Source organism: Bacillus sp. NPDC094064, assembly GCF_050279585.1.
Lineage (GTDB): Bacteria > Bacillota > Bacilli > Bacillales > Bacillaceae_G > Bacillus_A.
In genome coordinates, this window is the sequence record NZ_JBNNUI010000001.1 from 107476 (window position 1) to 120338 (window position 12863).

Genomic DNA, 12863 nt, shown 5'->3' on the forward strand with positions numbered 1-12863 from the left:
GAGCATAAATAATTATACCTATATTTAGAATTTTTGATATTGAAAAAGCAAAGCTATTTTACTTAGATTTTTTAGGATTTAAGTTAGATTGGGAACATCGGTATGAGGAAAATATGCCATTATATATGCAAATTGCATTAAACGATGCTGTGATACATTTATCAGAACATCATGGTGATGCTTCGCCAGGCGGTGCAATTCGGATGAAAATAGAGGATTTAAAAAGTTATTATGCTATTTTATCAAGTAAAGATTATGCTTATTCAAAGCCTGATATAGAAAAAACACCTTGGGGTACAATCGAATTAACTGTGATTGATCCATTTTCAAATAGAATTACACTGTATGAGGAAAGATTGTAAAAATGTAATAACTTAATATATAAGTTTTCATAAATTGAGTAGTGTAATTACGTGTTAAATGAGTGGAATGAAGAGTAGTTCATAAAGTAGTGAACTGCTCTTTTTTATATTGTTAAACAGATTGAATTATTGGAAAACAAATCGTATGATAAAACATATGAACAAATGAACATATATTCATTTGTATTAGAAAGGAGGAAAAGAATGCTAGATGTAATTATCGTTGGAGCTGGTCAAGCTGGATTAACAATGGGATATTACTTGAAGCAAGAAGGATATAATTTTTTACTACTTGAGGCAGGAAACCGAGTTGGTGATTCATGGAGAAACAGATATGATTCTTTACAGCTCTTTACACCGAGGGAATATAGTAGTTTACCAGGTATGATATTAAAAGGAGAAGGAAATGGGTTTCCACATAAAGATGAAATTGCAATGTATTTAGAAGAATATGTACAGTATTTTCAACTACCGGTACAATTGCAAACGGAAGTTTTAAAAATAAGGAAAGAGGAAGAAATATTTGAATTACACACTCCTACAGAAGTTTTACAATCGAAAAAGGTTATTATCGCATCAGGTGGTTTTCAGCAACCGTACATCCCCTCATTTTCACAACATCTTTCATCACATGTTTATCAAATACATTCATCACAATATAAATCACCATCACAAATTGCTAGGGGGAAAGTGTTAGTAGTAGGTGGAGGGAATTCAGGAATGCAAATTGCAGTAGAACTTGCAAAAACTCATGAAGTTACAATGTCTATCGGTCATCCATTAACATTTTTACCGTTACATCTTTTTAGAAAAAGCATTTTTTATTGGCTAGAAAAAATGAGTTTACTATATGCTGGAATAAATACAAAGCGAGGAAGGTGGTTTCAAAAGAAAAAGGATCCCATTTTTGGTTTTGAAGGTAAGGAACTCATTCGTAATGGAGCAATTAAACTACAGGAAAAAGTGATAAGTGCATCAGAAAATAAAATAATGTTTCAGAATGGTAAAACATATAGTGCAGATAGTATTATATGGTCAACTGGTTTTGTTTCAGAGTATAACTGGATTGAAATAGAAAAGGCAGTAAATGAGAATGGATTTCCTAATCATATAAAGGGAATTAGTTCAGTAAGTGGATTATATTATCTCGGTTTGCCGTGGCAATCTCAAAGAGGTTCTGCACTTATTTGTGGTGTAGGAAAAGATGCAGTGTATTTACTTTCTGAAATCAAAAAAATAGATCAGTAGTAGCAACTACTGATCATCCATATGTACATGAATTAGGAGAGGTCAAACATTTATTAACTTTATTATAATAGATTTTCATTGAATTAAAAACTGAAAATTCTCATTTTTTATTGAGAAAGTTTTTTGCATCGAAATATATAAGAAATAGGGATTTTTACTTGATGAAAATATGATAGTTATATTTTGGTAAATTATGATATAGTCAATATAGGAATAAACTCCTTAAATTTGATTGTTTTCATAGTAATGACAATTGTAAGTAGGAAGGGGAAACGATTGTGAAGTTTGATGATCAGCGCCTGCTAGGAGTCCGATTAGGTTCTGTACTTGTAACAGAAGAAAATCAATATTTAGTAATTAAGAAGAAAGATCATTACGCACTATTAAACTTACATAATTTAGAATGCACACATGTTGAAGTGCAGTTAGAACATATTGAAGAACTGTTGCAGGAAGATTTCCAAGAAAGTATAACGGAGATTATCGCGCCGGAACATATAAAAATTGTTGCGAAAAATGTTATATAGAGAAAGAAGCTGGAAGGAGCAGCTTCTTTCGTTGTAGTATAAGGATAACGTTTTTAACGAATTTACCGAAAGAATTCCCCTTCCTCAACCGTGTGAAGGGCGATAGCCCGACAATAGGTGGGAGATGAATTTCGGTTTGGCATAGCCAAAAACTTTTGATAGACTAGCTATATGAAGTTCTTTGATAACTTGATATAGAAGGTAGCAGGAAGAAAATAGAGTGCAAAAACCAAGCCATTCGGTTCCTGCGTAAAATATCAACCGTACCAAAAGAGCGTCCAAGCGTTGGACAACTAGGGGTGGAACATCCCGAAGTAACGCTCAGGGAGACGAAAGGTTACTTTCGTCGTGGAACTGAGAAACTCCCACTTCAAGCTTTGCTAAGTGACGAGTAGTTCACAACGTCACCAATGATGCCCTCCATTTGATGAACACCTAAGTCTGTATTTGTCATAATTACAGCCCCATTACCTCTATATGGATAACAAACCATCATACATTGAAATCCAACGCCCCATCCAAGTGAATAAATTTGTAGGTCCTCATCCGAATCATCTAGAAAAACACCTAATCCAGTCCATTTTGAACAGCCTTGAGGGGAAATCATATCTTGTACTGTTTTTTGAGAAAGTTTTAGTTTGCCTTTTTCATGTAAGGAATGAATGAGTTCGATTACTATAGTCGCTAAGTCAGTCGGTGTTGTCCAAATGCCTGAAGCAGCTGCGAATGGATAAAATGGATATTTTTCATTTGTAACGGTGCCGTTTTTATTATGTCCACAAGCAAATGTATCTAATTTATTTATATCTTCAGTAGAGAATATCGTACTATTTTTCAGTTGGAGTGGCTGAAAGATATATTCTTCAAGTAAAAAGTTGAATGGTTTTCCAGTTATATCTTCAAGTAGTAATTCGATTATACAAAAGTTTGCGTCAGAGTAGTGAAATTCGCTTTCAGGTTCATAACTCACTTCTAGAGCTACTGGGCAATATAATGTTTTACCGGCAAGGAGTTTTGACATGTTAGGTATTCCTTTTGAGAGTGTATAATGTTCAAAACTATTAGGAGGATCAATGATTCCAGATTGGTGAATTAATAAGTTTCGCAACGTGATTTTTTTCTGTGAAGTAAATAGATTAGTAGGGATGTTCCAAGATGTGAGTTTATCATTTACGTCTTCATCTAAATGCACGATTTCTTGATCTGATAACGTTAGTACGAGCATTGTAGTGATGAACTTGCTAATAGAACAAGAATTGAAGATAGAATCCGTAGTGACAGTTTTAGTTGTTCCAGATTCCAGTGTTCCGAAGGCAGTCGCTTCATTTAGTTTACCATCACGTATAACAGCAAGGCTTAAACCTGCAACGGAATATTGATTCATTTTCTCATATATAGTGTTACTTTTTAAGTTCATAGTGACTCCTTTCTTCTAAAGGACAGAATATTAGTTCTATTATACAGTAGTTAATAGAGAGAAAAAGGGTTTCAAGATACAACAATTGAAGAACGTACGATGTATACAATGGCAGAATTAGGTGAGTTGGCAGAGGTAATATTAAAGCGTGATAAAATACAAGATTCAAAACGAGAAATTGGTTTAGAAATGTTTGATGTAATTTGGAATGTATGTGATTTAGCCAATAAGTTAGAAATTGATTTAGAGAAGGCGTTTAAAGAAAAAATGATGATTAATAAAGAGCGTGAATGGTAAGTTGAGTTTTAATTGTACCATTAAAAAGGGGGAAATTGTTAAATATTAGATGGATATGTTATTTGTATTCCTTAAAAGTCATCCGATACATTATGCGAATAAATGATCACCAAGTATTAATATAAGAAGACAGTAAAAATGTTATGTCAACAATGTGAACTGTCACAAATTTATACATATTATTGTGATTGATATCACATCCCTTTTCCTCAATAGGCATTATGCTTAGGTTGTAAGGAATGATTGGGAAAGGGTGGGATGATATGTTTTGTTATCAATGTGAACAAACGCCAACAGGCGGATGTAAAGTAATAGGTGTTTGCGGTAAAAATGAAACAATTGCAAGTTTGCAAGATACAATTGTGTTTGGATTAAAAGGAATTGCTGCTTATCGTACACATGCTGCTCAGCTAGGGTATACTGATGCATTTGTAGATGCTACGACGCAAGAAGCGCTGTATATGACATTAACCAATTCTAACTTTAACGAACAAGAACATATAGATATGGCTATGAAAGTTGGGAAATCAGCTTTACGAGTAATGGAGTTGTTAGATGAGGCACATACGAATCACTTTGGTGTTCCAGAGCCTGTTCAAATTACACAAAACCATGTAGAAGGTAAAGCAATTGTAGTTACTGGTCATAATTTATTTGCATTAGAAGAATTATTAAAGCAAACAGAAGGAAAAGAAATTAATATTTATACGCATTCTGAAATGTTACCAGCACACGGTTATCCGCAGCTGAAAAAATATAAGCATTTAAAAGGAAACATCGGTAAGGCATGGTATGATCAACGACGTCTTTTTGAAAAATTTACAGGTGCCATATTAGCGACAACGAATTGTGTTATGCCAATTAAAGGATCATACTCTGATCGATTCTTTTCATATGATATTGCAGGCCTAGAGGGTGTACAGAAAATTGAAAATGATGATTTTGCACCATTGATTCAAAAAGCGCTAGAACTTCCAGAAGTACATATGGAGTCGGATGAACAGTTAGTGACAGGTTTTCATCATAATACAGTATTATCATTAGCTCCAGAAATTATTGAGGCAGTAAAGGAAGGAAAAATAAAGCGTTTCTTTGTTATCGCCGGTTGCGATGCACCGGGAAAAGGCGGAGAATATTATCGTGAATTAGCAACTTCACTTCCGCCAGAAACAGTTATTTTAACAACTTCTTGCGGGAAATTCCGCTTTAACGATGTGGATTACGGTATGGTACCTGGTACGGAGATTCCGCGCTACATTGACTTAGGCCAATGCAATAATTCCATTTCTACAGTGAAAATAGCGGCTGCTTTAGCTGATGCTTTCCAATGTGAAGTAAACGAATTGCCAGTAAGCATTGTCCTATCATGGTTTGAACAAAAAGCGGTTGCTATTTTACTTGGGTTATTTAGCCTTGGAATTCAAGATATTCGCATCGGTCCAAAGGCTCCTGAATTTATTTCGCCTGGTGTGCTTGATGTATTACAAGAAACATTTGGTCTAAAACTAATTACAACTGCAGCAGAAGATATGGATATGATGTTATCGTAACAAAAATATGATCCGACTTATTAATTTCGGTATAGTATAGCGCTCCAAAACAAAAATGTAGAATATTTGTTTTGGAGTATTTTCTTTTCTTAGCGGGGGAGGTATGTGGAGAAATTTCTTCGGAAAGAAAATTGACTGTATCTAATAGGTAATAGTTGGTTTTAGAAAAATATAAAAATCGAGTTGACATTCACGACTACTCAGTCATACAATGTACTTGTAATAGGTAATACTGAGTAGTGTTGTTTCTCAAAATATTTTCAGTAAACAATAGGTAATAGCGGATTTTAGAAAAATTTTGAAAAACAGTTGACATCCACCGCTACTTAGTCATACAATGTAGTTGTAGTAAGTAATACTGAATAGTGCAGTTTCTCAAAATCTATTCAGTAAAAAATTCGCCTTAGTACTCTGTGATACTGAATATAAGTCAGACAGAATAGGGGGTAAAGGAGGATCAGAATATGGAAAATTTAACTGAAATGCTGAAAGGTTCACTGGAAGGGTGTGTGCTGGAAATCATTAGCCGCCGTGAAACGTATGGTTATGAGATTACACGTCACCTGAATGATCTTGGGTTTACCGAAGTCGTGGAAGGAACGGTCTATACCATCCTCGTACGATTAGAGAAGAAAAAGCTTGTGAATATTGAAAAGAAACCGTCAGATATGGGGCCGCCTCGTAAGTTTTATTCACTTAATGAAGCTGGCCACCAGGAGCTTGAATTGTTTTGGAAAAAATGGGATTTTGTATCTTCAAAAATTAACGTCTTGAAGTCAAATTAGCCTCATAATATAAAATGTTCCGGCTCATATTTGGAGAGTTTCTTGTTCTGCTGTATAAAAAAGGAGGAAAATAAGATGTTGGAAATGTTCAAAAAATTAATTGGTGATAAAAAAGAGTACAAAATGATGATGGGACGTGTTGAAGCACTGCCAGAGGACTATCAGTTTGTGTTTAAGAAAATTCAAAACTACATGTGGAATTTCTCGGCGGGTAACGGGATGGATATGTTACACATCCAGTATGAATTAATCGATTTGTTTGAAGCTGGTGCAGCGGAAGGCAGACAAGTGCTTGACATTACTGGGGAGGACGTAGCATCGTTTGCTGACGAACTAGTGGCAAATGCTAAAACGTATGTCTCTAAGTATCGTGAAGATTTGAATGAAAGTATTATGAAGAAATTGGGGAAAAAATAAATGCAATAAGTAATACTGACTGATTAGCTGGTTATAAATGTGAACTGCCGCCATCGCTATTCAGTTATATTTTCAAGCGCTACTAAGTAATACAGATTATCAGTGATACTAAATAGAGGTGTAGGTAATTTAATTTTATAAGGGGGAACAAGTATGAGCCATGCAGTGATTTCTGTAAAAGGGTTAAAAAAATCTTTTAAAGATAAAGAAGTCTTAAAGGGAGTCGATTTTGAGGTGCAGCGCGGTGAAATTTTCGCGCTGCTGGGATCAAATGGAGCGGGAAAGACGACAACGGTCAATATCCTTTCGACGCTGATGAAGCAAGATGGTGGTGAAGTAAGTATTTGCGACTTTGATGTTCAGTGTCAATCGAATCATGTTCGTCAAAGTATCAGTTTGACAGGGCAGTTCGCAGCTTTAGACGGCATGCTGACTGGAAGGGAAAACTTAATAATGATTGCCAAGTTGCGCCAGGTTCCTAATCCTACTCAAGTCGCTGACAATTTGCTTGCAAGATTCAGCCTGACTGATGCAGCAAACCAAAGGGCAGACCAGTATTCGGGAGGGATGAAACGCCGACTTGATATTGCTATGAGTTTGATTGGGACGCCAGCAGTCATTTTTCTCGACGAACCAACGACAGGGCTTGATCCTGAAGCGCGGATTGAAGTTTGGGATACCGTTAAGGAACTTGCCGGCGGAGGCACAACGATCTTATTGACGACTCAGTACTTGGAGGAAGCAGAACAACTGGCGGATCGTATTGCGATCTTGCATGGCGGAAAAATCATTACGACTGGTACTCTTACTGAACTTAAAGAAATGTTCCCACCAGCAAAAGTGGAGTATATCGAGAAGCAGCCGACATTAGAAGAAATTTTCCTTGCGATCATCGGCAAAAAGGAGGAGATGTAAATGAAAAGCAAAACAGGAGTATTACTAGGCCGTTTAATGCGCAACATCATGCGCAGCCCAGATACGATTATTACAGTAGCGATTACGCCAATTATGATGATGTTGTTGTTTGTTTACGTATTTGGTGGTGCTATAAAGACAGGAACGGATAACTACGTTAATTATTTATTGCCAGGAATCTTGCTGATGGCTATCGCATCTGGTGTTGCTTACACATCCGTACGATTGTTTACGGATGTAAAAAGCGGGCTGATGGCACGTTTCATTACGATGCCAATCAAGCGCTCGTCGGTATTATGGGCTCACGTATTAACCTCTCTTGTTGCTAATGTCCTTACTATGGTGGTGGTTATTCTCGTTGCGCTTTTAATGGGCTTCCGTTCCAGTGCTAATATTTTAGATTGGCTTGCGGTAGCTGGGATACTTGGAATGTTTACGCTGGCACTGACATGGCTAGCTATCATTCCAGGGCTGACAGCGAAGTCTATGGAAGGGGCGACAGCCTACTCGTACCCGCTCATTTTTCTACCTTTTATTAGTTCGGCTTTTGTTCCTACCGAAACGATGCCAAAAATTGTTCGTGCGTTTGCTGAGAATCAGCCTGTAACTTCGATTGTGAATGCGATTCGTGCTCTATTATATGAAGGAACTGTTGGCAACGATATTTGGATTGCACTTGCTTGGTGCGTAGGTATAATGATTATTTCTTACTTTTTCGCTAGTAAAGCATTTAAACGTCAGTTAGGGTAAGTGAATGAAATCTTCCGAAATAATAAAAGTACGGGAAGATTTTCCGTGCTTTTATTATTTGTTGCGCACTTCTAGTAGAAAATATGGGCAACTAGTAACGAATGAAATTTAATTCAATATTTTGAAGTCTAACTGATCACTGTTTATGGGGAATATAAACATAATCTCTCTTGTAAACTTTCTAATACTTCTTCAGGCATTTCCCTGATTGTAATATGTTTTCCTAGGAAAAGTATCCAATTTGTTATCTCTGTCAGTTCATCGGAATTGTTAACATCGATAAATGTTTTTAAAATGGCTGTAGATTGATAAGGGTTTGTGTAAGATATTGAAACTCTGAAAGGGTGGTATTTTTTGAACTGGGTAATTGCTTTCGGGCCAAGTTCAAGTACCAGGTTGATAATTTTGTCTTTCTTACTGAGTTTTTCTAAAATCTTTTTCTTATTTAACCTCTTTTTTGTCGTGTACGGTTCGATATTGATAAGGTCATCGACAGGAAACAGCAGCTTCTTTTCTTCTTTTAAGTCAAACCCTTCAATGATCCAATGGCTTTTTTCTTTATAAAGGTGTAATAGATAAATTGGATAGGACTGGATTTCATCTTCTTCTTTGACAGTAATCAATAAATGTCTATCCAAAAGAAGGATTTGGATGAGTTTTTCTAACATAGGATGGGGGAGGTCAGAAAGCTCAAGTAGATCAGGGTTATGTGGGTTAGTCCCTTCAAAAAGCAAGAGTTGATTTAAAAGAACAAGGTCATCTTGCTGGGTTTCGGAGATGAGTCCTAGCAGTTTTTCGGCCAAAGATTGACGACTCTTTAGATAGGGAAGTTGTTGATTTCTTGTAGCCATAAAGGCAATAAAAAGAGCCTTCACTTCATTATCAGTAAAGCGAACAACGGGTAAGATAGAATTATGCATAACAGAATATCCCCCAGCTCTTCCGACTTCAGCTACAAGTGGCATCCCCATAGCTTCAATTTCTCTAATGTCTCTAACAGCTGTCGAACGCGAGATGTTAAATTCTTGTATGATTTCAGAAATTGTAAAATGGGAGCGGTTGTTGATATATCGCATGATGGTATTAATCCGTTCAACTTTTTTCATTTGAGTCTCCTAAACAGTATCATTTTTTGACATGATTTAAAGATATTATAAACTCATCAGATGAAAAGGTAAATCGTTTGATTAATTTAAAACAAGAGGAAGGTTTTGAAAATGAAAAATTACACTATAGAAGAAAAAGATAGCTTTATCGTGTTAGGAATTGGAACTGAAATTAAGAGCGAATACACAGACTTCGTTGGAATAAATAAAGAAAAGGAAGACTTTTGGTCAGCTGTTAAAGAGGATGGAAGGCTGGACACTTTAAAATCTTTAGCTACAAATGATTACATTTTTTCCGTGAGCGAAGCGGTGAATAATAAGATGATGTATTATGCTGGTGTCATGACAGAAGCACAAATAGAAGAAGAGTCTAGAGTTATTCAGTTTCCTAAGGGGGAATACTTAGTAGTGAAAGGCGAAGATAAGACGGCTGAGGAGCTAAGTAATAAGCTTACTGGCATCGCATTCGGTCAAGCTTTACAAGAAGCAAAAGATTTTGCCTATGTTGGTGGGCCGAATACAACGGTTGAGATGGGGCAAAGAAATGGCTTAGTGTTTGGTGAAATGTGGATTCCAGTTGTTAGGAAGTAAAGTAATAATTGGTACGAATATGGAAAGTAGAGGCTAACGATCTTGAATTGTTAGCCTTTTTGACATGAATATAATATTCATATGCCGTTACACAATATGTTCTGATAAAATGGAATAAAAAGGTAATTATTGCAAGGTGGTGGCGGGTTGAATAGAAAAAGGATATTTGAGCTATTCATAGTAGTATTTGTTTTTCTATTCCTTCATGTAAGCACATTTACAAATGAAAAGTTTAACGATAAATTGGGTGCTTTTACTTACATTGTTCTATTTATTTTTGTTTATACTTACGCTATATTTCTAGAACGGTATTTTGATGATATACAAAAGTGGGTTCGAAATATCACAATTTGTTTTGCCTTGACGGTAGTAGTTTTAGTAGCTTTATGAATAGGTTATTTTTAATCCCTACTTAAGAGAATGAGAAGTATGTGATTACAATATATTCGATCCGAAAACCTTACTAGAAAACCATCCATTTGATTAATCCTTTTTCAAATGGATGGTTTTTATATTTAAAATAAATATTTCTTGTATAAAAAAATATTTTTGACCCCCATAAAATGATTTATATCTACGAATATATATAGTAAAGAAAGTAAAGTACACATCGAAAGCAACATAGAAGTATGAATAAAATTGCTAGATTAAATATGGGGAATCTGAAAGAAAAAGTTATAATTACCAAAAATATAGAGAAGAGTTATTCAAAGATTGTAGTTAAAATAGAAAAAGGGTAAGAAGAACAAGTGGTATTGCAAAAGAAAACAAATAAAGTAGTACCGAATACAGACTTGACTCTAGCGCAAATAGAAAAAATAGCCATCTAAAAGGTTGGCTTCAAAAAATATGAGTAACAGCAAAAAGACAAGACCAAAGAAAAGTACTAACAAAATGTGGTGAAATGGTCACTTGTTTAGTGGCCATTTTGCCATTTGAAGGAGGTTGGGAGATTACAAGTGTTGAGTTTAGTAATGAAGATTTTAAGGAAACCGAAAATAGAAGATATCGTATGTAACATACAAAACAACGAAGAAGATAAGGAAGCTTTTATCGTACAGTATCAGCCGTTTATTAGAAAATCAATCTCATCTGTCTGCCGCCGATATATTACAGAACAGGATGATGAATATAGCATTGGATTGTTTGCGTTTAACGAAGCAATTGAACAGTATTCATATAAAAAAGGAAAATCTTTTCTAGCGTTTGCTGATCTTCTTATAAAAAGAGATGTAATTGACTATATACGCAAGGAGTCTAAGCATAACCTTGTCTTTTTAAAAGAAGATAAGCAAGAGGAAATGTTAGAAATGCAAGTATCGCTTACGGAGTATATGAAAGAGATGGAAAATAGTAACCGTAAGGAGGAAATTCTCCATTTTCAAAGCGTGTTAGCTGAGTTTAAAATCACATTTTCAGAGCTTGCTAAAGAATCTCCTAAGCATCGAGATACGCGTGAGCACTTAATAGAGATTGTGAAGATTATTATAAAAGAAGAGGAAATGATGGAAGAGCTGTTCCGAAAGAAAAAATTACCGCTGAAACATATTGAACCGCGTGTTAGGGTAAGTCGTAAAACGTTGGAGCGACATAGAAAATACATTATTGCAATGTGTATTATTTTTGCAAATAACTATACATATATTCTTGATTACATAAGAGGGGGGAAGCATGATGAATAAAGGAATTGTAATGGATATAAAAAAACATAACGTAGTTGTTTTAACTCCAAATGGAGAATTTATTACATTTAATAGAAAAGCGCACTCTTACATGATTGGGGAGGAAATCTCGTTTGATGAAGAAGAGCAAAGGTCACCGCGTTTTACAATGCCATCTTTCTTAAAGTCTGCATCAATACTTGTTGCTTGTTTGCTATGTGTGTTCCTGTTTTTCTACAACCAACCGGAAGAAAAAGCTTTTGCTTATGTCTCAGTTGATATAAACCCGAGCTTAGAGGCGAGCGTAACAAAGGATCTTCGTGTTATAGATTTGCGAGCTTGTAATGATGATGGAAGGCGTATTTTAAAAGAAATGAAGCAATGGGAAAATAAACATGTGCAAGACGTAATACGTACTATTATAAAGCAAAGTCAAGAGGATAAGTACTTAACGAATGATAAGGAAGTTATGCTAACAGCTGTTGCGAAGGACAAGTCGCTAGGACCGCAGTTGGAAAAGGCTATGCAGGAATTAAAGAAAGAGTATGAGATAAAACATATTACAGTCGAATATCAAAGCAGTACGATGCAAATACGGGAGGATGCCAAGAAAGCAGGAGTTGGAACGGGCGTTTATATAAAACAAGAGAATGAGAAGCAAAAATCGCTCACTCCATCTCATCAAGAGCAACCAAAGTCACCTTCCGATGTATCACCGGATGCGACTCCTGTAAAAGAAGAAAGATATGAGAAGAAAGAGTATATAGAACAAAAGCAATCTAAGCAAATAAAAGAAAATAATGGGAATCAGCAAGAGAACAACGGCAGAGGGTCTCAAGGGAATAATGGGAATCAGCAAGAAAACAACGGCAGAGGGTCTCAGGGGAATAGTGGCCATCAGCAAGAGAACAACGGCAGAGGGTCTCAGGGGAATAGTGGCCATCAGCAAGAAAACAACGGCAGAGGGTCTCAGGGGAATAGTGGCCATCAGCAAGAGAACAACGGTAGAGGGTCTCAAGGGAATAGTGGCCATCAGCAAGAGAACAACGGCAGAGGGTCTCAAGGGAATAATGGGAATCAGCAAGAAAACAACGGCAGAGGGTCTCAGGGGAATAGTGGCCATCAGCAAGAGAACAACGGCAGAGGGTCTCAAGGGAATAGTGGCCATCAGCAAGAGAACAACGGCAGAGGGTCTCAAGGGAATAATGGGAATCAGCAAGAAAACAACGGCAGAGGG

The 12863-nt window shown here is 36.1% G+C and carries 14 protein-coding genes and 1 pseudogene; 13 read left to right on the forward strand and 2 right to left on the reverse strand.

All coding sequences use genetic code 11. The features are described 5' to 3' along the window. Positions 1 to 8 precede the first annotated feature (8 nt). The 3 genes from ACQKNI_RS00550 (at position 9) to ACQKNI_RS00560 (ending at position 2137) form a co-directional block, all read left to right on the forward strand. The gene (locus ACQKNI_RS00550) at positions 9 to 362 is read left to right on the forward strand and encodes a glyoxalase superfamily protein (RefSeq protein ID WP_098252725.1); all 354 of its coding nucleotides are present in this window, start codon (positions 9 to 11) and stop codon (positions 360 to 362) included. A gap of 204 nt (positions 363 to 566) precedes the next feature. Next, positions 567 to 1610 carry a flavin-containing monooxygenase gene (locus tag ACQKNI_RS00555; RefSeq protein WP_098252726.1) on the forward strand — a complete coding sequence of 348 codons (1044 nt, stop codon included), beginning with the start codon at positions 567 to 569 and terminating at the stop codon, positions 1608 to 1610. Positions 1611 to 1888: 278 nt separating this feature from the next. Beyond that, positions 1889 to 2137, forward strand: a complete 249-nt coding sequence (locus ACQKNI_RS00560; RefSeq protein WP_088229789.1) for a hypothetical protein — start codon at positions 1889 to 1891, stop codon at positions 2135 to 2137. A 370-nt stretch (positions 2138 to 2507) separates the two neighbouring features. Here the strand turns inward: ACQKNI_RS00560 and ACQKNI_RS00565 are convergent, their stop codons facing one another. Further along, on the reverse strand, positions 2508 to 3554 hold the full coding sequence (locus ACQKNI_RS00565; protein WP_088229788.1) for a serine hydrolase domain-containing protein: 1047 nt from the start codon (positions 3552 to 3554) through the stop codon (positions 2508 to 2510). 60 nt (positions 3555 to 3614) lie between these two features. Between ACQKNI_RS00565 and ACQKNI_RS00570 the strand changes: the two are divergent. The 6 genes and pseudogenes from ACQKNI_RS00570 to ACQKNI_RS00595 all read left to right on the forward strand — a co-directional run. Continuing rightward, positions 3615 to 3851 (forward strand): annotated as a pseudogene (locus ACQKNI_RS00570) (MazG nucleotide pyrophosphohydrolase domain-containing protein); the annotation flags it as partial. A gap of 263 nt (positions 3852 to 4114) precedes the next feature. Then, positions 4115 to 5401, forward strand: a complete 1287-nt coding sequence (hcp, locus tag ACQKNI_RS00575) for a hydroxylamine reductase (RefSeq protein ID WP_088229938.1) — start codon at positions 4115 to 4117, stop codon at positions 5399 to 5401. 464 nt (positions 5402 to 5865) lie between these two features. After that, entirely contained in the window at positions 5866 to 6186 is a 321-nt protein-coding gene (locus tag ACQKNI_RS00580) for a PadR family transcriptional regulator (RefSeq protein ID WP_098267474.1), read from the forward strand. Between the two features lie 75 nt (positions 6187 to 6261). Continuing rightward, entirely contained in the window at positions 6262 to 6603 is a 342-nt protein-coding gene (locus tag ACQKNI_RS00585) for a DUF1048 domain-containing protein (protein ID WP_088229787.1), read from the forward strand. A 153-nt stretch (positions 6604 to 6756) separates the two neighbouring features. Next, positions 6757 to 7518 (forward strand): ABC transporter ATP-binding protein, encoded by a 762-nt coding sequence (locus tag ACQKNI_RS00590; protein ID WP_088229786.1) that lies wholly within the window; start codon positions 6757 to 6759, stop codon positions 7516 to 7518. Continuing rightward, the gene (locus ACQKNI_RS00595; protein ID WP_088229785.1) at positions 7519 to 8268 is read left to right on the forward strand and encodes an ABC transporter permease; all 750 of its coding nucleotides are present in this window, start codon (positions 7519 to 7521) and stop codon (positions 8266 to 8268) included. It abuts the gene before it with no gap. Positions 8269 to 8411: 143 nt separating this feature from the next. On the opposite strand, the gene ACQKNI_RS00600 is transcribed toward ACQKNI_RS00595, so the two are convergent. Beyond that, entirely contained in the window at positions 8412 to 9374 is a 963-nt protein-coding gene (locus ACQKNI_RS00600; RefSeq protein WP_088229784.1) for a helix-turn-helix transcriptional regulator, read from the reverse strand. A gap of 111 nt (positions 9375 to 9485) precedes the next feature. Between ACQKNI_RS00600 and ACQKNI_RS00605 the strand changes: the two genes are divergently transcribed. The 4 genes from ACQKNI_RS00605 to ACQKNI_RS00620 form a co-directional block, all read left to right on the forward strand. Then, on the forward strand, positions 9486 to 9965 hold the full coding sequence (locus tag ACQKNI_RS00605; protein WP_088229783.1) for a GyrI-like domain-containing protein: 480 nt from the start codon (positions 9486 to 9488) through the stop codon (positions 9963 to 9965). A 147-nt stretch (positions 9966 to 10112) separates the two neighbouring features. Further along, entirely contained in the window at positions 10113 to 10355 is a 243-nt protein-coding gene (locus tag ACQKNI_RS00610) for a DUF3963 domain-containing protein (RefSeq protein ID WP_088229782.1), read from the forward strand. 569 nt (positions 10356 to 10924) lie between these two features. After that, positions 10925 to 11647 (forward strand): RNA polymerase sigma factor SigI, encoded by a 723-nt coding sequence (gene sigI, locus ACQKNI_RS00615; RefSeq protein WP_088229781.1) that lies wholly within the window; start codon positions 10925 to 10927, stop codon positions 11645 to 11647. Next, positions 11640 to 12863 (forward strand): anti-sigma-I factor RsgI family protein (locus tag ACQKNI_RS00620; protein ID WP_427282102.1); only part of this gene is annotated, 1224 nt, incomplete at its 3' end. The genes sigI and ACQKNI_RS00620, both read left to right, overlap by 8 nt.